Below are 26,474 nucleotides of genomic sequence, written 5' to 3'. Positions count from 1 at the left end.
CGTTGGTATCCGACCCGAGCCACCGCCGGAATCATCAGGTTCTGTGCTTCGCGCCCGGCGAAGCAAACCGCGATGATAAGGAGTGGGGTCGAGCCTGTCCACGCAGACCCCGGGCGGATCCGGCGCCGCCATGATCAGGAGGGCTCGCCTTGCGCCGCGCCTGCGTCCTTGGTCGCGTTGTGGTCTCGTGCCAGCAAGAGGTAGAACGCCGGCAGCACGAAGAGGGTGAACAGGGTACCGATGCCCAACCCCGAGGCGATGGTCAGGCCGATATCGAAACGACTTACCGCACCGGCACCGGTAGCCACCAGCAGCGGCACCATGGCCACGATCAGCGCCACCGACGTCATCAGGATCGGCCGCAGCCGGATGGCCGAGGCCTCGATGACCGCCTCGCGCTTATTGAGTCCCTTCTCGTGCTGCAGGTGATTGGCAAACTCAACGATCAGGATGCCGTTCTTGGCCACCACGCCGATCAGGGTGATCAGGCCGACTTGAGTATAGATGTTCAGGCTCGAGACACCGAGGGTAATGAACGTCATGGCGCCGGCGATCGACATCGGTACCGAGACCAGGATGATCAGCGGATCGCGCCAGCTTTCGAACTGAGCCGCCAGTACCAGATAGATGACGATCAGCGAGAGGAAGAAGGTCAGCACCAGCGCGCTGCCCTGGGTCATCAGCTGTCGAGACTGGCCCTTGTAGTCGACCGAATAGGCCGGTGGCAGGGTCTCGGCGGCGGCCTGGTTGAGCCAGTCCAGTGCATCGCCCAGCGCCACGCCGGGTCGCGGTACCCCTTCGAGAATCAGCGAGTTCAACTGCTGGAACTGGCTGCGCGCCGAAGGCTCCACGCTGTCTTCGAAGCGAACCAGATTGCCAAGCGGCACCTGTTGACCGGCGTCTGCCTCGATGTAGTAATCGTCGATCATCGAGGCGTCCAGCCGGAATGCCTGCTCGACCTGCGCGATGACCTTGTAGCTTCGTCCGTCCATGCTGAAGCGGTTGGTGAAGCCCTCGCCGAGCAGCGTCGACAGCGCCTGGCCGACATCGGCCATGGTCAGGCCAAGGTCCGCCACTCGGTTGCGGTCGACGAGGATGCGAGTGGTCGGACGATCGAAATCGATCGACTTGCGCAGGAAGGCGAAGTTGCCGCTGCCCATGGCCTGGCCGAGCAGCTCATCGGCGACGGCGTTGAGCTCTGCATAGCTGTTGCCGCTGGTCAGCACGAACTGAATCGGCAAGCCGCCGCTGGAGCCGGGCAGGGAAGGGCGAGGGAAGGCGGCAGTCTGCAGGCCGGTGACTCGGGAAAGCGCCTCCTGAAGCGTCGGCATCACCTCCATCTGGGAGACCTCTCGTTCGCTCCAGGGAGCCATCTTGAAGCCTCCGAATACGGTGTCGGCGCTGGTGCCGCCGAGGATCATGAAGGATTCCTTGTAGCCATCGATCTCCTCCATGCCGGCCTGGATATCCGCGGCGTAGCGCTCCAGATACTCCAGCGTTCCGGTCTTCGGCGCGGTGCCTTGAAAGAAGATGATGCCCTGATCTTCCGTGGGGGCCAGCTCGTTCTGGCTGGTGATGAACATGAAATAGATCGAGGCCAGGACCACCGTGGCAAACACCACCGGCACGGAGACGGTTTCGAGGGTGCGGGAGAGCATCCCGCGATAGCCATTGGAGAGGCCGTTGAAGCTGGCCTCGACCCCGCGCTCGAAGCGAGACGACGCCCCGTGAGGTTTCAGCACCTTGCCGGACAGCATGGGGGAGAGCGTCAGGGCGACGATACCCGAGACCACCACTGCGCCGGCCAGGGTGAAGGCAAACTCGGTGAACAGTGAGCCGACCAGCCCTCCCATGAAGCCGATGGGCGCATAGACGGCGACCAGCGTCGTGGTCATGGCAATGATCGGCACTGCCATTTCGCGAGCGCCATTGATGGCCGCATCGAATCGCGATTCACCGGCTTCGATATGCCGGTGCACGTTCTCGACCACGATGATGGCATCGTCCACCACCAGGCCGATGGCCAGTACCATCGACAACAGGGTGAGCAGATTGAGTGAGAAGCCCAGCATCAGCATCACGAAGGCGGCCCCGATCAGCGACAGCGGCACCGCCACGGCCGGGACCAGGGCCGCACGGAAGGATCCGAGCGACAGGAAGATCACCACCAGCACGATGATGACCGCCTCGAGCAGCGTCTTGATCACCTCGTTGATGGAGTCCTCGATGAACTCCGAGGCGTCATAGGGCAGTACCGCCTCGAGGCCGGTCGGTAGCTGGCGTCGGATCTCCGGCATGGCGTCGCGCACGGCCCTGGCGACGTCCAGCGGGTTGGCGCCGGGCGCCTGCTCGATGGCCATGAAGGTGGCGGGAGTGCCGCTGTACCAGGCCGTGCTGTCATAGTTTTCCGCGCCCAGCTCGGCGCGTGCCACGTCTCTCAGCCGCACCAGATCACCACCGTCGTTGCGCACCACCAGTTCCTCGAACTTGGCGGGATCCGTGATATCGGTATCGGTGGTCAGGTTGATGGCCACGAACTCGCTGCGGGTCTTGCCGACGCCCGCCTGATAGTTATTGCTGCGCAGCACCTCGAGGATCTGTTCGGGGTCGACGTTCAACGCCGCCATGCGCTGCGGGTCGAGCCAGATGCGCATGGCCATGCTCTGGCCGAAGCTGCGCGCCTTGGCCACGCCGGGCAGTGCCTGCAGCTTGGGCTGCACGACGCGCGTTAGGTAGTCGGTGATGCGCGGCACCGCCATGCGCTGCGAGTAGAACGCCAGGTACATCAGCGCCGTGCTGTCGCCGGTCGACGACTCGATGACTGGACTCTCGGCCGCCGCTGGCAGCACGCTGCGCTGACTGGCCACCTTGGCCTGCACCTCGGCCAGCGCCGCGTTGGCGTCATAGTTCAGCTCCATGTTGACCTCGATGGTCGAGGCCCCCTGGATACTGCTCGATTCGATGAAGTCGATGCCATTGGCTTCGGCGATGGCCTGCTGCAGGGGTGTGGTGACGAAGCCCTGCACCAGCTCGGAGCTGGCCCCGGGATAGGACGTCGTCACCGTGATAACGGTGCTTTCGAGCGCCGGATATTGGCGAACCTCCATGTCCATGGCGGCCCTGAGGCCCGCGAGAAGAATCAGCAGGCTGACCACGGTGGCGAGCACCGGACGGCGGATGAAGATGTCGGTGAAAGCCATCAGCCGTCTATCTCCCTGTCCGCGTCAGTCGCCTGGTCACGGCCCGACACCGCCACGGGCTGGCCGTCGCGCAAGCGCAGCAGCCCAGTAGCCACCACGCGATCGCCTGCGCTCAGCCCCTCGACGATCTCGACGACATCGCCGCGCGTGCTGCCTGAGGTGACCTGCTGGCGAGAGGCGATCAATTGGCCTTCGTCGTTCTCGGTGACACGAAACACGAAGTCGCCATAGGTATTGAACGAGAGCGCCGTGCGGGGGAGGGTGAAGACCTCGCGGGTCTCGGGCGAAAGGGTGTCGACCTCGGCAAACATGCCGGGACGCAGGACGTTATCGGCATTGTCGAGACGTGCGCGGACATTGAGCGTGCGTGTCGATTCATTGATCGAGGGCGCGATCGCCAGGATCTCGCCACGGAAGGTACGCTCGGGATACGCGGCCACCGACAGCGAGATTCCGCGCCCGGCGGCCACCCGATTCAGTGCCCGCTCGGGCACGCTGTAGTCGACGTGGATAGGATCGAGCATGTTCAGGTCGACGATCGGCGTGCCCTCGGCCAGGTATTCGCCCAGATCCACCTCGCGAAGCCCCACCACGCCGTCAAAGGGAGCGCGAATCGTCTTCTTGCTCAACTGGGCCCGCTGCTGTTCGGCCTTGGCGCGAGCGGCCTGGAAGTTGGCGCGGGCCTCATCGAACTCTGACTGGGAGACCGCGTTGCGTGGCAGCAGATTCGAGTAACGCTTGAAGGTTTCATTGGCGAGCTGGGCCTGGGCCTCCAGGGCAACGAGCGCGGCCCGATCGACGCTATCCTCGAGGCGAATCAGGATATCCCCCTGGCTGACGCGCTGACCGGACTCGAAGGCTAGATGACTGACGACACCGGCCACTTCATTAGCGACCTTCACGCCATTGATGGCGCGCAGTGATCCAACGGAACTCACCCCCGAGCGCCATGACTGTGACGTGATGGTGACGACCTCGACGGGTGTCGGCGGCTGGGCGCGGGCGTTCTGTTCATTCGTTTCCTGCATCTTCACGTACTTCCAGCCGAAGATGCTGCCCAGGGCCACCGCCAACACGGCGATGACGATGACGAGGCGTACGGTGGTTTTCATAGATGGTCTCGCGAAGCGTCGATACGATCCACGCGCTCAGGACTCACCGAGGCGGCGTAGGAGAAGGTCATATAAGAACACAACGGGGAAAGGGTGTAAGCACGACGCACAAACCGCCAGGCTTTCGCAGGCCAATGCCGGAGCCGCGTTCGCCGGACATATCCATGATTTAACATAATATACATTATGCGGCTTACAGGATGTTTGGATAATACTCACTATGAGCCAGGACTTCCCGCATCGCCTTGCCGGCCATCGAATGGCAACGCCGTCGGCGATCCGCTAGCCTATGTTATACCTTAAACCAATACCGGATAGATCATGTACAAGATATTGCGCTATCGACTGCTCCCACTGCTCTTCCTGCCACTGCTGCTCGCCGGCTGCGGCAGCGTCGACGTCGAGCGGTACGCCGGCACCACGCCGCGGCTGGACATCGGCGAGTATTTCGACGGTCAGACGCGCGCCTGGGGTATGGTTCAGGACTACAGCGGCGAGGTGCAGCGCCGTTTTACCGTAATGATCGACGGTAGCCTCGAGGGCGACACCCTGACCCTCGACGAGCGCTTCACCTACCAGAATGGCGAGACGGATCGCCGGGTCTGGACCTTCGAGCGCCAGGATGATGCCACCTGGCTCGGCAGCGCCAACGACGTCGAGGGCCCCGTGGAGGCTCGCCAGGCCGGTCACGCCTTCAACATGCGCTATCGCCTGCCGGTCGAGGTCTCGGGGCGCGAGCTCACCTTTACCCTGGATGACTGGATGTACCTGCAGCCCGACGGGCGGCTGATCAACCGCACGGCGATGAGCAAGTTCGGCGTGACGCTGGCCGAGATCACCATCGTCTTCGATCGCTCGGCGCCCTGAGGTGCCACCAGGCCATGCCGAGTGGCGCACTCCATGAACGACCTGGCCCCGAACCATCATGGTTCGGGGCCAAAAATCAGACCCATGTGTCGCGACAGGAACGCGACGAACTGCGCTCAGATCATCAGAGCGGGGTCTTGTCGTCCGGCTCGTTGGCCGGCGCGTAGGAGCCATCCTCGCGATGGATCTCCTTGCCAGTGAGGCCCGGAGTGAAGACGCAGGCCAGATGCATGGTCTTGCTGGCCCGCAGCAGGTGTTCGTCGTGCTGATCGAGGATATAGATGTCGCCCGGCTTGATCGGCCAGATCTTGCCGTCGGCCAGGGTCTCCACCTCGCCTTCGCCCTCCATGCAGAACACCGCTTCGAAGTGATGCTTGTAATGGATATGAGTCTCGGTGCCCTCATAGATCCGGGTGATGTGGAAGGAACAGTTGCCACCGTCGTCGGCCAGCGACAGGCGGGTGCTGTCCCAGTTGCCGTTCTCGGCGGCGACCAGGCGGTCTGACTTGCGCGCTTCCTCGAGATTGCGAACGATCATGAATACTCTCCAGTAATGTCGATGGCGAACCGGCCGAGCCCTCGGCCGGTCGAGGACCGGGCCGCCCTTCCTCGTTTTCGGGCGACCCTTTCAGCGTATCAGCTCAGCGCTTCGCGTGCGCTGGCCTCGAGGATATCCAGGCCGCGAGTCAGTTCTTCGTCGGTGATGGTCAGTGGGCAGAGGCACTTGACCACCTCGCCGTCCTGGCCGCTGGTCTCGATGACCAGGCCGTTCTCGAAGGCCTTGTGGGTGATCTTGTCGGCGACGTCGCCGCTGCCCACGTCGATGCCGCGCATCAGCCCGCGGCCGCGCTCGGTGGCCTCGAAGCCCAGCTCATTGAGCATGCCGGCGATCCGCTGGAAGCGCTTGGCGACCACCTCACCCTTGCGCGCCACTTCCTTCTCGAAGGCGTCGTCGGCCCAGTATTCACGCAGCGCTGCGGCGGCGGTGGTGAAGGCCAGGGCGAAGCCGCGGAAGGTGCCGTTGTACTGCCCCGGCTTCCAGACGTCGAGCTCCGGGCGCATCAGCACCTGGGCGAACGGCAGGCCGAGGCCGGAGAGCGACTTGGAGTTGGTGACGATATCCGGGGTGATGCCGGCGTGCTCGAAGCTGAAGAACTTGCCGGTGCGACCGCAGCCCGCCTGGATGTCGTCGGCGATCAGCAGGATGTCATGGTCGCGGCAGATCTGCTCGAGACGCTTGAGCCAGTCGAGGCCGGCGACGTTGATACCGCCCTCGCCCTGCACGGTCTCGATGATCACCGCGGCCGGCACGTCGAGTCCGCCGGACTTGTCGCCGAGCAGTTTCTCGAAGTAGTCCAGGGTGTCGGTGCTCTCGCCCATGTAGCCGTCGAACGGCAGGAAGCTGCCGCCGACCGTCGGCACGCCGCCGGTGGCTTCGCGGAACTTGCGGTTACCGGTGGTGGCGAGCGCCCCCATGGTCACGCCGTGGAAGCCGTTGGTGAAGGTCACGACGTTATGGCGACCCTTGGCGTTGCGGGCCAGGCGGATGGCCGCCTCGACGGCATTGGTGCCGGTCGGTCCGGGGAACTGGACCTTGTAGTCGAGCCCGCGCGGCTTGAGAACGACCTCCTCGAGAGTCTCGAGATAGTCGCGTTTGGCGGCGGTCCAGAAGTCCAGGCCGTGGATGATGTTGTCCTCGGCCAGGTACTCGAGCAGCGCCTGCTTGATGTGCGGGTTGTTGTGGCCGTAGTTCAGCGTGCCGGCGCCGGCCAGGAAGTCGATGTACTCGCGGCCGTCTTCATCGGTCAGGCGCGCATTCTGGGCCTTGGTGAAGACCACCGGAAAGGAGCGAGAATAGGTCCGAACGTCGGACTCCATGCGTTCGAGAATCTGGGTCTGCATGTGCGACCTCCTGTGGGTCTTGGGAAGTTGAAGAAAGGGTCTGGCCGTGGAAGCGGCCGGTAGAGACGCAGGGGCCTGGGCCGCCCGTCGGGCAGCCGGTCCCACGAAAAGGCGTTGGTCAGATACGATCGGTCTGGAAGGGTCCGATGCGCACGAGGTTTTCCGGGTCGTGCTCGCCGCCGAGCTGATCGGTGGAGAAGTACTCGCGGCTATTGAGCGGTGCCTGCCAGCGATCGGCAAGCCGACGGAACAGGCCCCAGGAGGCCTGGTTGTCGGGAGTAATGGTGGTCTCGAGGTGATGAACCTCGGCCATCTCCGTGCGAGACATCACGGCTTCCACCAGGCGACGTGCCAGGCCGGTACCGCGCGCCTTCTCGCCTACCGCCACCTGCCAGAGGAAGTAGGTGTCGGGCGCATTGCTCTTAACGTAGCCGGAGACGAAGCCGACCACCTCCCCTTCCTGGTTGGTGGCCAGAGCGCAGCTGTCGCGGAATTGGGTCGCCAGCAGCAGGTAGGCATAAGCGGAATTGACGTCCAGCGGAGGGCAGGACTTGACCAGTTCGTAGATGCCCCAGCCATCGTCGGGATTGGGCTTGCGGATGAACAGCGGCGAGGCGTCGTGGCCGACCACGGCGTCGGCCACGGTGGGCCTTGCCAGTTCGGCGGAGGGTGTGAAGGGTTCGTTGGTTGCGGTCATGTCGGTGGTTCGCTGTAGCGAATTTGAGCGGGATTATAACAGCGCCTTATCAGCAATTCAAAACCATGGTTATCCAGGCGCCGCCTAGTCATAAAATATCATTATGAAGAGTGAGCCAATGCCCGCCATGTCGGCATCGAAGCCCGTCTTACCTCTTCCACAGTGGCGTCAGACGGTATCTTCAGAATAGCCCAGGACGAGGACGCCGAAACCTTGAGGATCACTAACGCAAACGGGCCACCCCTGAGGGTGGCCCGTGGTCACACACCGGCGTCGATCGCGCTCAGCGGCGGGTCGGCGTGCGCATGGTGACGAACTCCTCGGCGCCGGTGGGATGGATGCCCACGGTGGCATCGAAATCCGCCTTGGTGAGTCCTGCGCGGACGGCCACGGCGATCCCCTGGATCACCTCCCCGGCTTCCTCGCCCACCATGTGGGCACCGACCACCACGTCGCTTTCGTCGTCGACGATCAGCTTCATCAGGCAGCGCTCGCTGCTGCCGGAGAGGGTGTGCTTCATGGGGCGGAAGTCCGCCGCGTAGACCCGGATCTCGCCACAGGCCTCGCGTGCCTGCTCCTCGGAGAGTCCCACGGTGCCGATGTTGGGATGGCAGAATACCGCCGTGGGAATGTGGCGATAGTCCAGCGGGGCCGGCTCGCCCGGCTCGAAATGGTGGCGGACCAGCTGCATGGCCTCGGCGAGCGCCACCGGCGTGAGCTCAGGGCCGCCGGTCACGTCGCCGAGCGCCAGGATCGATGGCACCGAGGTCTCGAAGCGCTCGTTGACGGCGAGATGGCCGCTCTCGGTGCGGGTCACGTCCAGCGCCTCGAGCCCGAGTCCCTCGACGTGGGGGCGACGACCGGTCGCCGCCAGCACCGCGTCCACCTCGAGCTGCTCACCGCTGGTCAGGGTGACCGCGAGGCCGCCCTCGACCTTCTCGATCGCCTCGATGTTGGCCTCGAAGTGCAGGTTGACGCCCTTCTTGGCCATCTCGTCCCGGGTGAACTCGCGCACCTGCTGGTCGAAGCCGCGCAGGAAGAGCTCGCCGCGATAGACCAGGTGGGCCTCGCTGCCGAGCCCGTTGAAGATGCTGGCGAACTCCACCGCGATATAGCCGCCGCCGAGCACCAGGAAGCGCTCGGGGAAGGTCTCGAGATCGAACACCTGGTTGGAGTTGACCGCAAACTCCTTGCCGGGGAAGTCCGGTGTCCAGGGCCATCCGCCGACGGCCACCAGGATCTTCTCGGCGCTGACGGTCTCGCCGCCGACCTCCACGTGATGGGCATCCACCACCCGGGCGCGCTCGTTGATCAGGCGTACGTCGGCGGCGTCCAGCAGCCGCCCGTAGATGCCGTTGAGCCGCTTGATCTCGCCGATCTTGTTGTCGCGCAGCGTCGACCAGTCGAAGCGCGGCGCCTCGGCCAGTTGCCAGCCGAAGCCGCTGGCGTCCTCGAAGGCCTCGTGGAAGTGGGCCGCATAGGAGTAAAGCTTCTTGGGCACGCAGCCGACGTTGACGCAGGTGCCACCCAGATAGCGGTCCTCGGCCACGGCGACCCGGGCGCCGGTCGCCGCCGCGGTGCGGGCGGCGCGCACGCCGCCGGAACCGGCGCCGATCACGAAGAGATCGTAGTCGTATTCGGACACAGTGTTCTCCTGATGGTGTGTCGTTCTGATCGGGCGCGATCATACCAGCCACGGCCATGGCCCGGGAGGCCCGCTGCATTGACCCTGGCTATGCCGGTAATCAAGAATGCGTCCCGTCCCATGGCCCGTTCTTCAGAGAAGCCCACCCATGAAAACCGAAATGCAAGAGCTGCTCGAGCGCAACCGCGATTGGGCCGAGAGCGTCCGTCGCCAGGATCCCGACTTCTTCTCTCGGCTGTCTCAGCAGCAGAACCCCGACTATCTGTGGATCGGCTGCTCCGACTCCCGGGTGCCGGCCAACCAGATCATTGACCTGCCGCCCGGCGAGGTCTTCGTCCATCGCAACGTCGCCAACCTGCTGCACCACAACGACATGAACGCCCTCTCGGTCGTCCAGTTCGCCGTCGACGTGCTCAAGGTGAAGCACATCATGATCGTCGGCCACTACGGCTGCGGCGGCATCAAGGCGGCGGTGACCGGCGACGAGTGCGGCATGGTCGACTACTGGCTGCACTCGGTCCGCGAGCTCTACAGCCGCCACCGCGGCGACCTGGAGCAGCTGCCGCTCGGCGAGCAGGTCGATCGCATGTGCGAGCTCAACGTCAAGGCCCAGGTCAACAACCTGTGCCGCACCAAGATCATCCAGCGGGCCTGGCAGCGCGGCCAGGCGCTCGCCGTCCACGGCTGGGTCTACGGCCTGAGCGATGGGCGCGTCACCGACCTGAAGTGCAGCGTCTCTGGGCTTGATCAGGTCGCGACCCTCTACCGTATCGGCCGTTTGACGCCGTCGAGCGAGGACTGAATCGTCGTTCGCCCGGCGGCCTCATTCGCCGGGCGCATGGCGCCTGTCAAAATTTCGATTGGGCAGGGGTCGCCGGGCTCTCTATGTTGTTGGCTGGACCTTAGCGGTCATTACACCAATAACAAGTCACCCGGCATGGAACGACACATGACTCTCAAGAAGACCCTGCTGGCGAGCGTGATCGGCGCCGCCATGACCACCGCCGTGCTGCCCTCCGTGGCCAGCGCCGAGACCAGCCTGCGCATGGCCTACGACGCCGACCCGGTCTCGCTGGACATCCACGAGCAGCTCTCCGGCGGCATCATCCAGCTCTCCCACATGACCTTCGATCCGCTGGTGCGCTGGAACAAGGACCTCTCCTTCGAGCCGCGCCTGGCCACCGGCTGGGAGCAGGTCGACGACACCACCATGCGCATGACGCTGCGCGATGACGTCGAATTCCACAGCGGCAACACCTTCAGCGCCGAGGACGTGGTCTGGACCATCGAGCGCCTGAAGCGAAGCCCCGACTTCAAGGCGATCTTCGAGCCCATCGAGAGCGTCACCGCCATCGACGACACCACCGTGGAGATCACCACCACCAAGCCCTACCCGCTGCTGCTGAACCTGGCGACCTATGTCTTCCCGATGGACAGCGCCTTCTACAGCGGCACCGATGCGGATGGCGACCCCAAGGACGAGATCGTCAAGAACGGCAACTCCTTCGCCTCGACCCACGTCTCCGGCACAGGCCCCTACGTGGTCACCGAACGCCAGCAGGGCGTGCGCATCACCTTCGAGCGCTTCGATGACTACTGGGACGAGGAATCGCCCGGCAACGTCGACGAGATCGTCATGACCCCGATCAGCGAGAACGCCACTCGCGTGGCCGCGCTGCTCTCCGGCGACGTCGACTTCATCGCCCCGGTGCCACCCAATGACCTGGACCGGGTCCGCGAGGACGAGGACGTGCAGCTGGTGACCATGTCGGGCACCCGGATCATCCTCTTCCACATGAACCAGGAGCGCGTCGAGGCCTTCCAGGACCCGAAGGTGCGCCAGGCCTTCGCCTACGCCATCAACCAGGAAGGCATCGCCGATCGCCTGATGAAGGGCTTTGCCACCCCGGCCGCCCAGTTCTCGCCGGAGGGCTATGCCGGCCACGTCGAGAGCCTCGAACCGCGCTATGACCTGGAGAAGGCCAAGCAGCTGATGGCCGACGCCGGCTTTGAAGACGGCTTCGAGATCAGCATGATGGCGCCCAACAACCGCTACGTGAACGACGCCAAGATCGCCCAGGCGGTCGCCGCCATGCTGGCGCGCATCAACGTCACCGTGGATCTCAAGACGCTGCCCAAGGCCCAGTACTGGGGCGAGTTCGACGAGCGCGTCGCCGACATGATGATGATCGGCTGGCACGCCGATACCGAGGACTCGGCCAACTTCCACGAGTACCTGACTGCCTGCCCGGACGCCGACACCGGGGCCGGCCAGTACAACGCCAGCAACTACTGCAACCCGGAACTCGACAAGCTGGTCGCCGAGGCCAATCTCGAGATCGACCTCGAGAAGCGCGCCGAGATGCTCCAGCAGGTCGAGCAGACGCTCTACGACGATGCCGCCTTCGTGCCGCTGCACTGGCAGGACCTGGCCTGGGCCTCGGCCTCCAACGTCAACATCGAGCCGGTGCTCAACGTGATGAACTTCCCCTACCTCGGGGACCTGGTCATCACCGACGAGTAAGTCCGCCGCGCGCCGGCCCCTCGCGGGCCGGCCCTTCGAAACCATGACCCCTGTGACGCGCTCGATGATCGAGTGCGTTGCCGCGTGTTGCACACGGGACGCCAGCCATGATCGCTTTCCTGATCAAGCGCCTCTACCATGCCCTGCTGGTGATGTTCGTCATCAGCATCATCGCCTTCGCCATCCAGGACAACCTGGGCGACCCCATCCAGCAGATGGTCGGCCAGTCGGTGCCCGAGAGCGAGCGCGAGGCCCTGCGCGAGGAGCTGGGGCTCAACGACCCCTTCCTGGTCCAGTACCTGCGTTTCGCCGGTAACGCCGTCCAGTTCGACTTCGGCTATTCCTACACCTTCAACCAGCCGACCACCGAGGTCATCATGCGCCACCTGCCGGCGACCCTCGAGCTGGTGGCGGCCAGTACCTTCCTGATCATCGCGCTGTCGGTACCGATCGGCGTGTACAGCGCCATCCGCCCCCGCGCCTGGCTGACGCGCTTCTTCATGGGCGTGTCGATCGTCGGCATCTCGATACCGGTGTTTCTCACCGCCATCGTGCTGATCCAGATATTTGCCATCGGGGTGAGCGTCACGCCCTTCCCCGCCGACACCGGCTGGGGCGCCTGGCTCAATGATCTGCTCTCCACCGACGGCGGCATGCCGGCCTACGGCCGCGGCGATCCCGTCAACGTCTTCGGCACCTGGGACAGCAACTTCGCCTCGCTGAACGGGCTGACCTACCTGGTGCTGCCGGCGGTCTCGCTGGCCTCGATCATGCTGCCGCTGTTCATTCGCCTGATCCGCGCCGAGATGCTCGAGGTCCTGCAGTCCGAATACGTGAAGTTCGCCCGCGCCAAGGGTATCTCGCTGCGCCGTATCTACTTCATCCATGCGCTGAAGAACACCATGCTGCCGGTCATCACCGTGGGCGGCGTGCAGATCGGCACCCTGGTGGCCTACACCATCCTCACCGAGACGGTGTTCCAGTGGCCGGGCATGGGGCTGATGTTCCTCAACGCCATCCAGCGTTCCGACGTGCCGCTGATCGTGACCTACCTGATGATCGTGGGGCTGATCTTCGTGATCACCAATACCCTGGTCGACCTCATCTACGGCCTGGTCAATCCCACCGTCAAGCTGACAGGGAAACCCGCATGACCACCACCAACTCTTCCATGGACGTTGCCCCGGTGGCGAGCCGCTGGTCCCGTTTCCGCGGCTCCTACCTGCTCTACAGCTTCAAGCGCGATCCGATCGCCCAGCTCAGCCTGCTGGTATTCATCGTGCTGGTCGGGGTCGCCGTGCTGGCGCCGTGGCTGGCGCCGATGGATCCCTACGACCTGGCGCAGATCGATATCCTGGCCTCGGAGCTGCCGCCTTTCTGGGTCGACGGCAGCGATCCGGCCTACCTGATGGGCACCGATGCCCAGGGCCGCGACCTGCTTTCCACCATCCTCTATGGTGCCCGAGTGTCGTTGATCATCGGCTTCGGCGCCGTGGCCCTGCAGGCCCTGCTCGGCGTCAGCTTCGGGCTGCTCGCCGGCTACCTCGGCGGGCGCGTCGACGCCTTCCTGATGCGCCTGGCCGACATCCAGCTGTCGTTCTCCACCCTGATGGTGGCCATCGTGGTCGGCGCCCTGGTCAAGGCGGTCTTCGGCGGCGCCACCTACAGTGACTTCGCGGTGCCGCTGCTGGTGCTGATCATTGGCCTGGCGGAGTGGCCGCAGTACGCGCGCACGGTGCGCGCCTCGGTGCTCGCCGAGCGCAGCAAGGAGTACGTCGACGCCGCCCGGGTGATGGGCTTCACGAGCCGGCGCATCATGTTCCGCCACATCCTGCCCAACACCCTGTCGCCGATCTTCGTCATCTCCACGGTGCAGGTGGCCAACGCCATCATCTCCGAGGCCGCGCTGTCGTTCCTGGGGCTCGGCATGCCGGAAACGCACCCGTCGCTCGGTTCGCTGATCAAGTCGGGCTTCGACTACATCCAGTCCGGCTCTTGGTGGATCACCCTGATCCCCGGGGCGATGCTGGTCATCCTCGTGCTGGTGATCAACCTGCTCGGCGACTGGCTGCGCGACGTCCTCAACCCGCGACTCTACAAGGGCTGATTCCCATGGCACTCCTCGACGTAACCAACCTCGACGTGCGCTTCGCCCTGCGCCGCGGTGACGTGCAGGCCCTGCGTGACGTCTGCTTCAGCCTGGAGCGTGGCGAGCGCTTAGGGATAGTGGGCGAGTCCGGCGCCGGCAAGTCGGTGGCGGCCTTCAGCCTGCTCAACCTGATCGCCAAGCCCGGCTACATCGCCGGCGGCAGCATCACCTTCGACGGCCAGGAACTCACCGCCATGAGCGACCGCGGCCTGCGCCACGTGCGCGGGCACCGCATGTCGATGATCTTCCAGGATCCGATGATGACCCTGAACCCGGTGCTGACCATCGGCGAGCAGATGGTCGAGTGCCTGAAGGCACACCGGCGCATCTCCACCAGGGAAGCCCGGGCGATCTCGCTGCGCAAGCTCGAGCAGGTGCAGATCCCCTCCCCCTCGGCGCGCCTGGACCAGTACCCCCACGAGCTCTCCGGCGGCATGCGCCAACGGGTGATCATCGCCATCGCGCTGCTGCTCGACCCGGACATCATCATCGCCGACGAGCCGACCACCGCGCTTGACGTGACCATCCAGGCCGAGATCATGGCGCTGCTGCTCGAGCTCTGCGAGAAGCACAACGTCGGCCTGATCCTGATCACCCACGACCTCGGCGTGGTCAGCCAGGTGACCCAGCGCATGCTGGTGATGTACGCCGGCCGGGTGATCGAGCAGGGCCCGACCCGGGAGATCATCAACGACCCGCAGCCCCCCTACACTCAGGGGCTGATCAACGCCCTGCCGCAGATGGCGACGCCCGGCGCGCGCCTCAATCAGATCCCCGGCAGCATGCCGTCGCTGGACAACCTGCCGAGCGGCTGCGCCTTCCATCCGCGCTGCGGCTTCGTGGCACGCGCCGACGGCTCGACCCGCCACGCCTGCACCGACGAGGTGCCCGACTTCGTGACCTCCGGCAACTGCCGGGTCGCCTGCCACATGGTCGCCGAGATGCTCGATCGCGAGCGCATCCCGGCCGAGGAGATCCGCTGATGAGTTCGACAGCACACGCCACCGCCGCCGAGCCCGCCTCCCCGCTGCTGGAGATTCGCGGCGTGGAGAAGCGCTTCTCGCTCTCCGGCGACTTCCTCGAGCAGCTCAAGTTCAAGGGCGGCAAGCTGGTCCGCGAGCAGAAGTACGTGCACGCCATCAACGGCGTCGACCTGGACATCCAGCGCGGCGAGGCGCTCTGCGTGGTCGGCGAGTCCGGCTGCGGCAAGTCCACCGTGGCGCGCACCGTGATGGGGCTGCTGCACCCGAGTGCCGGCGAGATCCGCTATGACGGTGAGCGCATCGACGATCTCTCCCATCAGGCGCTGATGCCCTATCGCCGCCGCATGCAGATGATCTTCCAGAACCCCTATGCGTCGCTGAACCCGCGCATGACCATCCAGCAGACCCTGGAGGAGCCGATCCGCCTGCACCATCCGGACTGGTCGCCGCAGCGGGTCAAGCAGCAGGTCGCCGAGGTGATGGCATCGGTGGGCATCGCCGCCGACTGGGGCGCGCGCTACGGCCACGAGTTCTCCGGCGGCCAGCGTCAGCGAATCGCCATCGCCCGGGCCCTGGCGGTGGACCCGGAGTTCATCGTCGCCGACGAGCCGATCTCGGCGCTGGACGTGTCGATCCAGGCCCAGGTCCTCAACCTGCTGATGGAGGCCCAGCAGCAGCGCAACCTGACCTACCTCTTCATCACCCACGACCTCGCCGTGGTGGAGCACTTCGGCACCCGGGTGGCGGTGATGTATTTGGGCAGGGTCTGCGAGGTGGCGCCCACGGCGACGCTCTTCGCCCGGCCGCGCCACCCCTACACCCAGGCACTGATGTCGGCCATTCCTCGCCTGGAGGACGACCGGCCGCAGCATATTCGCCTGCAGGGCGAGGTGCCCACGCCGGTCAATCTGCCGTCGGGCTGCGTTTTCCATGGGCGCTGCCCCCACGCCAACGCGCGCTGTCGCAGCGAGATCCCGGAGCTGATCGTCAGCGACGACGGCAGCCAGGTGGCCTGCCACGCCGTGGAGGAAGGGCGCATCGACTGACGCCTGGGGAGGTGTGGCACAATGCCGGGTGAGACACCCGGCTCCTGGCTCGAGGATCGACATGGAACTGCGCTGGCTGGAAGACTTCATCGTCCTGGCCCGGACCCAGCACTTCTCGCGCGCGGCGGAGGAGCAGAACGTCACCCAACCGACCTTCTCGCGACGCATCAAGCTGCTCGAGGAGGGCATGGGCACCACCCTGATCAACCGCCAGACCCTGCCTCTGACGCTGACGCCGGCCGGCGAGGAGTTCCTGGCGCTGAGCCTCGAGGTGACGCGCCGGGTCGCCGCGACCCGACTTCGCCTGTCGCAGCTGGCCGAGGAACAGGCCAGCCAGCTGCGCCTGGCCGCGCCCCAGAGCCTGCTGGCGCACTTCCTGCCGGCCTGGCTCTCCAGCTTTACCTCCCCGCCGCCGCTGACGCCCTCGCTGCGGGCCACCGGCTGGCTGGCCAGCGACTTCTTCGAGGCGCTGGCGCGTGACGAGTGCGACCTGGTGCTCACCTACTGGCCGCGGGTCGAGGGGTCGCAGATGCCGGATACCGAGGGCCTCGAGCACCGCTGTCTCGACAGCGAACGGCTGGTGCCGGTGTCGCTGCCCGAAGGCGACGGGCGGCCCCGTTTCGAGCTGGAGACCGGCCCGCGTGCCAGCCTGCCGCTGATCGCCTATCACCCGCGGGGTCTGACGGACATGGCCCTGCGCCGCCATCTCGAGGGGATTCCCGGCGCGCCGAGCTTTCGCGTGCTTCACGAGAGCATCCAGAGCGGCAACATCCGCGAGCTGGTCGGCCTGGGCTATGGGCTGGGCTGGCTGCCCGAACGCGTGGTGCAGGAGAGCCTGGCCGCCGGCACCCTGGTCCGCGCCGGCGACGGACGCTGGGACGTACCGTTGGAGATCCGCCTCTACCGCCGCCAGGGCATCGATCAGGCCGCCGTCGAGGCCCTCTGGGAGGCGCTGGCGACGGACTCCGAGTCGCGCGCATCCTGATACCCTTTGAGCCTGATGCGGCACGCCGCCGACCCTGGCGGCATGCCATCCCCCCTATCCCTTCCTTTTTCTGAATCCCCTGGTGGAGCCCCTCATGGACGAGCCCTGGCATATCGCCGACTTCCGCGCGCCCCCGGGGCTTGGCAATCGTCACGTCCAGACCCTGCTGCCGCGATGCCTGCCGCGACCTGCGGTTAGGTGGGCAGGCGAGATCCTGGCGCTGCCCGATGGCGACTTCGTCGAGCTGGCCTGGGCGCAGCCGGCCCCGTCCGAGACCGATGCGCCCATCCTGGTGCTCTTCCACGGGCTCGAGGGCTCGATCGACTCGCCCTATGCCCGGGAGCTGCTGAATGCCGCCGCCGGACTGGGCTGGCGGGCCGTGCTGATGCATTTTCGCGGCTGCGGCGAACACACGAACCGCCTGCCCCGCGCCTATCACAGCGGCGATACCGCCGATGCCCGCTGGCTGATCGGCCAGCTGTCGCAACGCTATCCCGACGCCATGAAGGTCGCAGTCGGGGTCTCCCTGGGCGGCAACATGCTGGCCAAGCTGGTCGCGGAAGAAGGTAGCCAGGGCCTCGACCTGGCCGGGGCCATCGTCATTAGCGCGCCGCTGGACCTCGCCGCCTGTGCCGACACCCTGAGCCAGGGATTCGCCAGGCTCTACGAACGCCATCTGCTCGCCTCGCTCAAGCAGAAGATGGCCGGCCGCCTGGCGCGCGGCGAACTGCCGCTGGCGCTCGGTCCCCGCGAGCTCGCCTCGCTCGACAGCCTGCGCGGCTATGACGATGCCGTGACCGCCCCGCTGCACGGTTTCGACGGCGCCGCGGACTACTATCGGCGGGCCTCGGCCGGCCCGCTGCTCACGGAGGTGACGCTGCCCATGCTGATGCTGCACGCCGACGATGATCCCTTCATGCCGCCGGCGCTCTTCGCACGCCTCCCCCGGCCGTCGCCCGCGGTGCGGGTGGAGCTCGCCCATCACGGCGGGCACGTCGGCTTCGTCGAGTGGCGCGACGGCCGCCCGGCCTCTTGGCTGGCCAGGCGCGTCGCCCGCCAGCTTACGGCCTGGCAGGCCCCTCGCACGGGCCGCTGACGGCCGCCGATGTCCCTCCCGCCAAGACGCCTGCGACAATAAAGCCCATGACCTTAACCCATGTTGTCGCCGCTTCCCGGGCGCGATCCCTAGTCTGACTGCATGGCGAGGCCCGCGATCGATGTCACCGTGCCGGCCGCCGCCCCGGATTCATCACACGGTTCATCACACAGGGGGGGAGCTCATGGACATCTCGAACCAGTCTCAGGGATCGACCATCCACGCCAGTGACTCCCGGCCAAGCCGGACGCCCATGCTGCCCGCGGAGCTGCGGCAGGCGGTAGACGACCATGAACGCCGGCAGTCGCAACGGTATCGCTGGCGGGCGCTGCGCTTCTTGACCTACCACCCCGGCCTCAGCCAGCTGATGGAGGCCCTGGCCGACGAGAGTCGCGATCGACGCGAGGTGCTGGTCGAGGCGCTGGCGGGGGAGCATCCCGTCGAGTCCCGCCAGGCGCCCACGGCCGGGGATTGCCGGGGGCGGGGTGCGGCGCACTTCTTCATCGTCGACGACGACATCGCGCACCTGGAACTGGGCCTAAGTCTGCTGGAGGAGCGTCGTACGGAGCGCTTCTACACGCGCCTGCTGCGCGACGGAGCGATCCCGGGCCTGGATGCGCTGCTGGGCGACTGCATCGCCCAGTGTCGGGCCCATGGCCGGCTGATCGAGGAGACGCGACAGTCGCTGCCGGCCCGCCACCGCTCGCTTGGCAGCATCGCGCGCAGCCGGCGGCGGCGTCGACGCATCGGCTGAGCTCATCGTCGGGGGCCATTGTCGGGGGCGATGGAACGCGCGGGCATGGGTCATGGTGACATGGCGCTATAGTGAACAGGTGGGGGCAGCGTCGCGCTTGCCATCTTCCCGCCGTCGCCACCACCCATCGAGGTTCGTGAATGTCCACCGCCCCCTTCTTCCAGGCCGCCATGAGCCGCTACTTCGCCCTGCGCGACGACGATTGCCGGCTGCTCGAACAGCTCGAGCGGTGCAGCGTGCCGGTCGGCAAGGATCGGGTGCTGTGGCCGCTCGGCGCGCGGGTTCAGGATCTGTTCATCCTGCAGAGCGGCTGGGCCTGTACCGTTCGCGATACCTGTGCCGGAGAACGCCAGATCATCGAACTGTTGCTGCCGGGCGATATCGTCGGCCTGCGGGAGTTCACCTTCCGCCAGCACGGCAGCGAGGCGCGCATGATCAGCGAGGGCAGCGTCAGCACCTTCACCCACCAGCACATCGTGGATCTCGTGGCGGCCTCCACTTCCCTGGCGATGGCCCTGTTCGCCACGATCGGACGACAGGAGGCGCTGCTCACCGAGCGCATGCTGGTGACCCTCCACCGCTCGGCCCGGGTACAGGTCAGCCATTTCGTGCTGGAGACCTATCTGCGCCTGAGCAAGCTCCAGTCCGTCGACCCCGGCCACATGCCCTTCCCCGTCTCCCAGCGCCTGCTGGGACAGATCCTCGGGCTCTCGCCGGTGCATATCAATCGCACCCTGACGGCGCTGGAGCGTGACGGGGTGCTCGAGAAGCACCGCGCGCACATCGTCATTCACGATCCCGCTCGCCTGCGCGCCGAGGCGGATTTCGACGACGACTACCTGAGCGACCGTGTGGACGGCCTCAGCACCCGCCTCACGGAGCTGAGAGAGGGCGCCGCGTCCTCCGGTGTCAGCCGATCGGGCAGCTGACGCCGGTGCCCTTCAGGCCGCAGTAGCCGCCGGGGTGCTTCTCCAGATACTGCTGGTGGTACTCCTCGGCGAAGTAGAAGGCCGTGAGCGGCTCGACCTCGGTGGTGATGGGGCCCTTGCCGCGTTGCGACAGCGCCTCGCCGTAGGCCTCGCGACTCTGCTCGGCGGCCTTCTGCTGCTCGTCGGTGGTGGTCAGGATGATCGACCGGTACTGGGTGCCGATGTCGTTGCCCTGGCGGTTGCCCTGGGTCGGGTCGTGCGCCTCCCAGAACACGCGCAGCAGCGTCTCCAGATCGACCACGCGCGGGTCGAAGACCACCCGCACCACCTCCGCATGGCCGGTTCGGCCGCTGCAGGTCTCCTCGTAGGTGGGATTCGGGGTCACGCCGCCGGCATAGCCCACGGCGGTGACGTGCACCCCGGGCAGCTGCCAGAACAGCCGCTCGGCGCCCCAGAAACAGCCTAGGCCCAGCACGATCTCCTGCATCCCCTCGGGCCAGGGCGGCCGCATGGCGTGGCCATTGACCAGGTGGGTGGCGCTGATCGGCAGCGGCGTCTCGCGCCCGGCGGGCGCATGGACGGGATGGAGTGGCATGCGGTTCGCTCCTTGTCGTTGGTCGCCCGCCGCCCCCGACAAGTCGAGGGAGCGGGCGCAGTGGCTCGTCTGAGGGGCGGGCCGATCACGGCGACGGCGGATCACCCGGCAGGCTGAAGGTATAGATCATGTCTACCGCCTGCGCAGCGCCAGACACCGCCTCGAGGTAGAGGTTACGCCACAGCTTGTAGCGCAGGGACAGCTCGGCGATGGGCGAGAACACCCCGACGCCATAGCCGATGCTCAGCCGGTCGGTCAGGTTACCGCTGACCACCACCTGGCTCTCCTCTCCGGTGCCGGCGGACGAGAGACTGAGATCCTCGATGCCGAAGGCCTCGCCGACGGCCCCCACGGCGTTACCGGTCTGGCCGATCGTCAGGCCGATCAGCGCCGAGGTCAGGGCGCCGTCGGTCCCGCCGCTGCTGTCGGGCGCGCGCCCGCGCAGCAGGTAGGAGAGCGCCCTGCCCTCGTTCATCTCCGGCTCCGAGAAGATCTCCAGGCTCGGCGCCGACGCCTCGCCGCTCACCCGGAGTCCGGCGATCACGTCGTCCTCGGTGGCGGCCGGGTTGCGAATCGCCTCGAAGTCGAGCCGCGGCTGCCCCGGCGGGCCGCTGAAGAAGATGATCCCCTCGCGGATGACCAGGTCCTGACCGTAGGCCTTGAAGCGGCCGTCGACCAGGCTGACATCACCGAACAGCTGGACCGGGCCGCTCTGCTGGCGCACCTCGAGGTTGCCCACGAGCTCCGACTCCAGGCCATAGGCCTCGAGCTGCATGTCCGGGCCCAGTGACAGGGTGATCTGGATATCGGTGGCCATGCCGGCCTCGGCCATGGCCTCGGCGGTAGATTCGCCAGGTTGGCGTTGCGCCCTGGCCTTTGCCTCGGCTTCGGCGGCACGGCGATCGTCTTCCTCGGTGATGATCACCTCGTCGGGGCTTGGCGCCTGCGCCGACTCGGGCACCTCGCCCACCTGGAGCCTCGCCCAGGGTATCTTGACCGTGCCGCGCACCCGGAGTCGCTCGGGGTCGGCGCGCACGCGCAGGTCCGGGGCCAGGCGCAGGCGACCGAAGCTTGGCAGGATCGCCAGCAGGGGGTCATCGACGGCGTTCAGATCGATCGCCGCCTGCCATCCGCCGTCGGCCGGCCACTGGGCGTTGCCATCGATGGTGAGGCGGCCCTCCTCTGCGGCCAGGAAGCCGTCGAGATCGGCCCGGTCGCCGGCCAGGTCGATGGTGAGCTCGCCGTCCCGCACCTCCAGGGGCAGGTCCAGGCCACCGGCCTGGAGCCCGGTTAGGGCGAGCCGGCCGTCCAGCCGCGGGGCCTCCTGGTTGCCGGCGATGCGGATATCGCCGTCCAGGCCGCCCTCGAGGGTCTCCAGGCCGGCGACCAGCGGGCGATACGGCGCCAGGCGCAGGTCGTCGACGCGCAGCTGTCCGTCCAGGGCGCCGTCGCCCAGCGGGTCGATGATGCCCAGCGCCAGGCGCAGCTCCCCGGTGTCGGCCAGGCCCACGACCAGTTCGAGATCCGCCCGCGCTTCGCTGGCCTCCACCACCACGCTCAGGCTGGTGCCGGGCACCGCCCAGGGCTGGCCATAGGCGTCCTCGCCGGTCACCTCGGCGCGGCTGTCGAGGTCGGCGTCGAGCCGCCAGCGTTCTCCCCCGCCCGACCAGCCGGCGGAGAGGGTGCCGGCGCTCTCGCCGCCGATGCGCCATCCGGGCGGCATCACGCTGTCGACCATATCCATCGGCAGGTCGCGGATCTCGAGGGCGGCGCGCCCGGCCTCGGCCGAGGCCTCGAGCGGCTCGACCAGGCAGACGTCCCCGCCCTGGCGTCGGCTCAGGCAGAACGGCGCTACCCGGGCCGAGCCCTCGGGCAGATTGGCCTCGAAGGTCAGCGCCTCGGCCAGGCGGATATCGCCGAACTCGCTGTCGAGCTCCAGCGGCGCCAGGTTGCCCCGGTAGCGCTCGCGGGCGGCGTCCAGGCCACCCTCGAGGGTCAGGGCCAGGCGCGAGACAGGCAGGCCCTCACCGCCGTCCATGGCCAGGCGCAGTCGATGCGATGTCTGCCGTCCCTCGAGGTCCAGCGTCAGCGCGCTGATCCGCTGGCCGCCGGTGGCGATATCACGGACGTCCAGGGTCACGGCGAGTTCGGGATCGTCGAGACCGGCGACGCTGGCTTCCAGATCCAGGCGCGACAGCCGGTTCTCGTTGAAGGCCAACTCGCGCCCGGCCAGGTCGAGATCGAGCCGTGGGGCCTCGAGGCTGCCCTGGGCGATGAATTCGCCGTTCAGGACGCCCTCGAGCCCGGGATAGAGGCTTTGGAGTGCCGGCAGGCTGAGCTCGCCGCCCAGGTCCAGCGATGACGGGCTGATCGACCCCGCGGCGCTGACCCGATTGCTGCCCTGGCGAAAGTCGAGGGTCTCGAGCTCCCAGCGCATCTCGCTGTCGCCGGCGAGCACCGCCTCGAGGGAGAGCGGCCGATCGTCCAACACGCCCTGGACGTCCAGGGACGGGACCTCGACTCGCCAGCCGTCGTCGTCCTGGGTGAAGCTCACCTCGGCGCCGCCGCCCAGCCGGCCCTCGAGCCCCTCGACAACGTTGCCGGGATTGATCCCGTCCAGGGAGAGTGTGGCCGTGGCGGCAAGGCCCTCCGCCCAGTCGACCCGGCCACGGCTGACGATCACGCCGCCCTGCTGATTGATGGTCAGCGGCGACCAGTCGAAGTGGTTCAGGCTGCCGCTGCCAATGAGCGAGAGATCGGTGGGCGGCAGCGTCGGCCCCGCGGCGGACAGGGAGAGTTCGGCCCGATAGTCGACCAGGCTGCCGGCCAACCGCAGCGAGAGATCCTCGGCCCGCCACGGCTCTGCCGGCGCCTCGGACGAGGTGTCGCCCTCTTGCGCCTGTGTCTGCGCCTCGGCGGGCGCGTCTTGCCCCTGGGCCTCGGCGGGCAGCGGCCACTGCAGGGCCTCGCTTTCAAGCGAGGCCTCGAAGGGCAGCGTGGGGTCGAGGGCGTCGAGTCGGGCCGTCAGCCGCGCCTCGACCGGGCCCTGCAGGGCCAGGTCGACCTCGAGCTCGGCCAGGCTGCCGGCGATGTCGAGCTCGATGCGCTCTCCCGCCACCGCCGGCATGCGCTCCGGCAGGTAGAGGTCGGCCCCTAGGCGTGCCCGGAGGGGATAGTCGTCACGCAACTCCAGTCTTGCCGTCAGCTCGGCATCGGCATCGGGGCTCGCGATCGTCAGAGGATCGATCGCGATCTCGTGGTCCCGGGCGCTCAGGCGCAGCAGCAGGCGTTCCACGCCGGCCTCGACGGCGCCCCCCACGGCAAAGTCCTCGACGAGCAGTTCCGGCACCTCCACCGCCAGGGGCAGCGTCACCTCGGGCAGCACGCGGCGCGGCTGCTCCGCAAGTGGCAGGCCGGCCACGCCCTTCAGCTCGGCGGCGGCCTCGTCGGGCAGCGGTGAAGTTACGGCGGTGGCGGCGTCGATGGCCTGGGCGGTGAGCCTCGGCGCCTCGTGCTCGGCCTCGCTGAGGGCGAGACGCGTGCCCGCCGAGAGCGGCAGGGTCAGCCGGGTGCCGGCGAGCCGCGTGGGCAGCAGGGTCAGGGTGCTCTGCTCGGCGCGCAGCGCACTGGTGAAGGACGCCCAGGCGAGCCGCGTGCCGTCGGCGAGCCGCAGGTCCACATCGTTAAGCGACAGCTCGCGCAGCTCGAACGCAAACGGCAGCTGGATCTGGCCGAGCGGTTCGCCGTCAGGGGCGGGCTCCTCGTGGGGCTCCGGTGCGGCGGGCGCCGTCTCGGCCAGGCGAATGTCGGCGCCCTCCAGGGCGAGGCGCTCGATGCACAGCCGCCCCCTGAGCAGGCAGTCCTCGGACCAGGCCAGCTCCAGCCGCGACAGGGCGACCCGCGCCGGGCCCGCCTCCAGGCGCAGGTCCTCGAGCACCAGGCGATCCAGCGGCGCCCCCTCATGGCCGCCCAGCTCATAGAAGCCGCGCTTGGCGCCCTGCTCGAGCAGCACGCCGGTGCCCCAGGGCGACAGGGCCAACCCCAGCAGCAGCAGCACGAGGCCTATCAGCCACAGGGGCAGCAGGATCAGCAGGCGGGCCAGGGCCCAGGTCACGGCGCGCTTTCTCAAGATGTTGGCTCTCAGAATTCCGGTCCGATGGAGAAGTGGATGCGAAAGGTATCCTCGATATCGAAGGGGTGCGCGACGTCGAAACGGATGGGGCCGACCGGCGAGATCCAGCGCACGCCGAGGCCCGCCCCGGTCTTCAGCTCGCTCGGCCACCAGTCGTTGAACGCATCGCCGGTGTCGACGAAGGTCGCCAGCCACCACTTGCCGGCGACGCGACGCTGGGCCTCAAGGCCCAGGGTCAGCAGCTGCTCGCCGCCGATCAGGTCGCCGTCGCTGTCCTCGGGGGCGATGCTCTCGTAGGAGTAGCCGCGCACGCTGCGATCACCGCCGGTGAAGAAGCGCAGGGACGGCGGGATGTCCGCGAAGTCATCGGTGGTGATGCTGCCGAACCCGACCCGGCCGACGAAACGATTGTCATCGCCCAGCATGCGGATCCATTCGCTGTCGCCGGTGATCCGCAGGAACTCCGCCGCCGACCCCCAGGCCTCGTTGGAGTACTCGAACGCCAGGAGCTGGCGATCCCCCCAGGTGGGGAAGGCGGGATTGCGCGTGCGCGTCCGCGTCCAGCTAATGCCGGGATAGAGCAGCAGGACCTGGTTGGAGACGCCGGCCTGGGTGAAGTCCTCGTAGGTGCCCCGCAGGTAGAGCGACTGTTCCCAGTCGTTGTCGAATTTCCAGCGCCGGGCGATCTCCACGGTGCTCTCGAGGGTGCGGGTGTCCTCGCTGTCCTTGTTGCGCAGCCCGTACTGGAGGCGATAGCTGTCTCGCAGGGGATTCTCGAGGGGCATCGTATAGAGTCCCGAAAATCGCTGCTCCGGGCCCGAGATATAGAGGTCGTGGTCGAGGCCGTGACCATAGCGATTGACCCAGGGCTGATCCCAGGAGAGGCGGATACGGGGGCCCACGTCGGTGGCATAGCCCAGGCCGACCTCGAACTGGTGGCGGTCCGCCGGCGTCACCGTGACATCGATCGGCGCCTCGGCGGGACGCTGAAGGGTGCTGGCCGCGACCAGCGCCTCGGCCTCGAGACGCGCCGCGGGGGGCGTCGGCTCGCGGCCCACCAGGTCGAGCGCCTGCCACCAGCCCGCCTCGGAGGCCGGTAGTGCCAGGCGCTCCAGCTCGCGATCGAGGCGCGGGCGAACGCTCAGCGAGGCAAACCACTCGGTCTGGCCCAGGCGCTCGTTGAGCCTGGCCACCTGGCTTGCCAGGTAGGGATCCCCGCGTTCGAAGGTCGCCAGGTTCTTGAGTCGCTCGGTCTCGATGTGATGGCCCTGAAACGTCACGTCGCCAAAGCGATAGCGTGGGCCGCTGTCCAGTGCCAGGTAGAGCCGGGCACTCCGGGCATAGGGTCTCACTTCCATGCGCCGGTCGGTGAAAGACCAGTCGAAGTAGCCGCGCTGCAGGGCCAGGTTGGCCAGGGTGCTGCGCAGGCTGTCGAAGGGCGCGTGGCGCAGCCGATCCCCGTGGGAGACGGGGAAGTCGTCGATGGCTTCCACGAAGGGGCGATCGTCGGCGGCGTCTCCGGTCACCGAGAGCTCGAGGACCTCGATGCGCACCGGCGCGCCGGGGTCGATGACGAGGGTCACCTCCTCGGGTGCCTCGGGGTCGTCAAAGCGCGTGCGGATATTGGGCGAATAGTAGCCGTAGACCCTGAGGGCCTCGCTGCTGCGCCGCAGTACCTCGCTCTTCAGGCGCTCGGGGCTGTACTGCTCGGCCTCGAGTTCATCGAGATAGAGGCGCACGTTTTCGGCCAGCTCGTCCTCGATGCCCTCGACCGTTGCCTCTAGGGCCTGGGCGCCGGGCGCCAGGCCGAGACACAGCGTCGCCGCCGAGAGGCGAGTCCACACGCGATTATCCATGA

Annotated in this window: 20 protein-coding genes; 11 read left to right on the top strand and 9 right to left on the bottom strand. The window is 67.1% G+C overall.

Translation table 11 applies throughout. The annotated features are described in order from the left end of the window. Positions 1 to 134: 134 nt before the first annotated feature. Both RSO68_RS01695 and RSO68_RS01690 read right to left on the bottom strand, forming a co-directional pair. The gene (locus RSO68_RS01695; RefSeq protein WP_315585197.1) at positions 135 to 3,200 is read right to left on the bottom strand and encodes an efflux RND transporter permease subunit; all 3,066 of its coding nucleotides are present in this window, start codon (positions 3,198 to 3,200) and stop codon (positions 135 to 137) included. Beyond that, positions 3,200 to 4,267 (bottom strand): efflux RND transporter periplasmic adaptor subunit, encoded by a 1,068-nt coding sequence (locus RSO68_RS01690; protein WP_245781489.1) that lies wholly within the window; start codon positions 4,265 to 4,267, stop codon positions 3,200 to 3,202. The genes RSO68_RS01695 and RSO68_RS01690 overlap by 1 nt, the downstream gene beginning before the upstream one ends. A 366-nt stretch (positions 4,268 to 4,633) precedes the next feature. Between RSO68_RS01690 and RSO68_RS01685 the strand changes: the two genes are divergently transcribed. Continuing rightward, positions 4,634 to 5,179, top strand: coding sequence for a DUF3833 domain-containing protein (locus RSO68_RS01685; RefSeq protein ID WP_315585196.1), 546 nt, complete (start codon positions 4,634 to 4,636; stop codon positions 5,177 to 5,179). A gap of 124 nt (positions 5,180 to 5,303) precedes the next feature. Here the strand turns inward: RSO68_RS01685 and RSO68_RS01680 are convergent, their stop codons facing one another. The 4 genes from RSO68_RS01680 to gorA form a co-directional block, all read right to left on the bottom strand. After that, entirely contained in the window at positions 5,304 to 5,717 is a 414-nt protein-coding gene (locus RSO68_RS01680; protein ID WP_089851181.1) for an ectoine synthase, read from the bottom strand. A gap of 98 nt (positions 5,718 to 5,815) precedes the next feature. Further along, positions 5,816 to 7,081, bottom strand: a complete 1,266-nt coding sequence (ectB, locus tag RSO68_RS01675; protein WP_089851180.1) for a diaminobutyrate--2-oxoglutarate transaminase — start codon at positions 7,079 to 7,081, stop codon at positions 5,816 to 5,818. A 118-nt stretch (positions 7,082 to 7,199) separates the two neighbouring features. Then, positions 7,200 to 7,778, bottom strand: coding sequence for a diaminobutyrate acetyltransferase (ectA, locus tag RSO68_RS01670; protein ID WP_315585195.1), 579 nt, complete (start codon positions 7,776 to 7,778; stop codon positions 7,200 to 7,202). A gap of 283 nt (positions 7,779 to 8,061) precedes the next feature. Then, positions 8,062 to 9,423, bottom strand: a complete 1,362-nt coding sequence (gene gorA, locus RSO68_RS01665; RefSeq protein ID WP_315585194.1) for a glutathione-disulfide reductase — start codon at positions 9,421 to 9,423, stop codon at positions 8,062 to 8,064. 148 nt (positions 9,424 to 9,571) lie between these two features. Between gorA and can the strand changes: the two genes are divergently transcribed. From can to RSO68_RS01615, 10 genes are all read left to right on the top strand, one after another. Beyond that, positions 9,572 to 10,225: a carbonate dehydratase gene (gene can / locus RSO68_RS01660; protein WP_315585193.1), complete on the top strand. Its 654-nt coding sequence runs from the start codon at positions 9,572 to 9,574 to the stop codon at positions 10,223 to 10,225. A 147-nt stretch (positions 10,226 to 10,372) separates the two neighbouring features. Next, positions 10,373 to 11,947, top strand: coding sequence for an ABC transporter substrate-binding protein (locus tag RSO68_RS01655; protein ID WP_089851172.1), 1,575 nt, complete (start codon positions 10,373 to 10,375; stop codon positions 11,945 to 11,947). A 107-nt stretch (positions 11,948 to 12,054) separates the two neighbouring features. Next, positions 12,055 to 13,101, top strand: a complete 1,047-nt coding sequence (locus RSO68_RS01650) for an ABC transporter permease (RefSeq protein WP_315585192.1) — start codon at positions 12,055 to 12,057, stop codon at positions 13,099 to 13,101. Continuing rightward, positions 13,098 to 14,054: an ABC transporter permease gene (locus RSO68_RS01645; RefSeq protein WP_089851168.1), complete on the top strand. Its 957-nt coding sequence runs from the start codon at positions 13,098 to 13,100 to the stop codon at positions 14,052 to 14,054. The genes RSO68_RS01650 and RSO68_RS01645 overlap by 4 nt, the downstream gene beginning before the upstream one ends. Before the next feature lie 5 nt (positions 14,055 to 14,059). After that, positions 14,060 to 15,079 (top strand): ABC transporter ATP-binding protein, encoded by a 1,020-nt coding sequence (locus RSO68_RS01640; protein WP_315585191.1) that lies wholly within the window; start codon positions 14,060 to 14,062, stop codon positions 15,077 to 15,079. Beyond that, the gene (locus RSO68_RS01635) at positions 15,079 to 16,125 is read left to right on the top strand and encodes an ABC transporter ATP-binding protein (protein ID WP_089851164.1); all 1,047 of its coding nucleotides are present in this window, start codon (positions 15,079 to 15,081) and stop codon (positions 16,123 to 16,125) included. The genes RSO68_RS01640 and RSO68_RS01635 overlap by 1 nt, the downstream gene beginning before the upstream one ends. Before the next feature lie 61 nt (positions 16,126 to 16,186). Further along, positions 16,187 to 17,110: a LysR family transcriptional regulator gene (locus RSO68_RS01630; protein WP_089851163.1), complete on the top strand. Its 924-nt coding sequence runs from the start codon at positions 16,187 to 16,189 to the stop codon at positions 17,108 to 17,110. 94 nt (positions 17,111 to 17,204) lie between these two features. After that, positions 17,205 to 18,206, top strand: coding sequence for a hydrolase (locus RSO68_RS01625; RefSeq protein ID WP_315585190.1), 1,002 nt, complete (start codon positions 17,205 to 17,207; stop codon positions 18,204 to 18,206). Between the two features lie 184 nt (positions 18,207 to 18,390). After that, a complete protein-coding gene (locus tag RSO68_RS01620) occupies positions 18,391 to 18,960 on the top strand; it encodes a hypothetical protein (RefSeq protein ID WP_315585189.1) in 570 nt (189 codons plus the stop codon). 140 nt (positions 18,961 to 19,100) lie between these two features. Continuing rightward, the gene (locus RSO68_RS01615) at positions 19,101 to 19,889 is read left to right on the top strand and encodes a Crp/Fnr family transcriptional regulator (protein WP_315585188.1); all 789 of its coding nucleotides are present in this window, start codon (positions 19,101 to 19,103) and stop codon (positions 19,887 to 19,889) included. On the opposite strand, the gene msrA is transcribed toward RSO68_RS01615, so the two are convergent. From msrA to tamA, 3 genes are all read right to left on the bottom strand, one after another. Continuing rightward, positions 19,870 to 20,484: a peptide-methionine (S)-S-oxide reductase MsrA gene (msrA, locus tag RSO68_RS01610; RefSeq protein WP_315585187.1), complete on the bottom strand. Its 615-nt coding sequence runs from the start codon at positions 20,482 to 20,484 to the stop codon at positions 19,870 to 19,872. The two genes, RSO68_RS01615 and msrA, sit on opposite strands and share 20 nt — an antisense overlap. 85 nt (positions 20,485 to 20,569) lie before the next feature. After that, positions 20,570 to 24,613, bottom strand: a complete 4,044-nt coding sequence (gene tamB, locus RSO68_RS01605; RefSeq protein WP_315585186.1) for an autotransporter assembly complex protein TamB — start codon at positions 24,611 to 24,613, stop codon at positions 20,570 to 20,572. A gap of 11 nt (positions 24,614 to 24,624) precedes the next feature. Next, the gene (gene tamA / locus RSO68_RS01600) at positions 24,625 to 26,472 is read right to left on the bottom strand and encodes an autotransporter assembly complex protein TamA (protein ID WP_315585185.1); all 1,848 of its coding nucleotides are present in this window, start codon (positions 26,470 to 26,472) and stop codon (positions 24,625 to 24,627) included. Positions 26,473 to 26,474: the final 2 nt, after the last annotated feature.

Origin of the sequence: Halomonas saccharevitans, from assembly GCF_032333995.1 — a bacterium.
Taxonomy (GTDB): Bacteria; Pseudomonadota; Gammaproteobacteria; order Pseudomonadales; family Halomonadaceae; genus Halomonas; species Halomonas saccharevitans.
The sequence above is the reverse complement of the archived record's forward strand: the minus strand, read 5'-3'. Positions and strand labels throughout refer to the sequence as shown.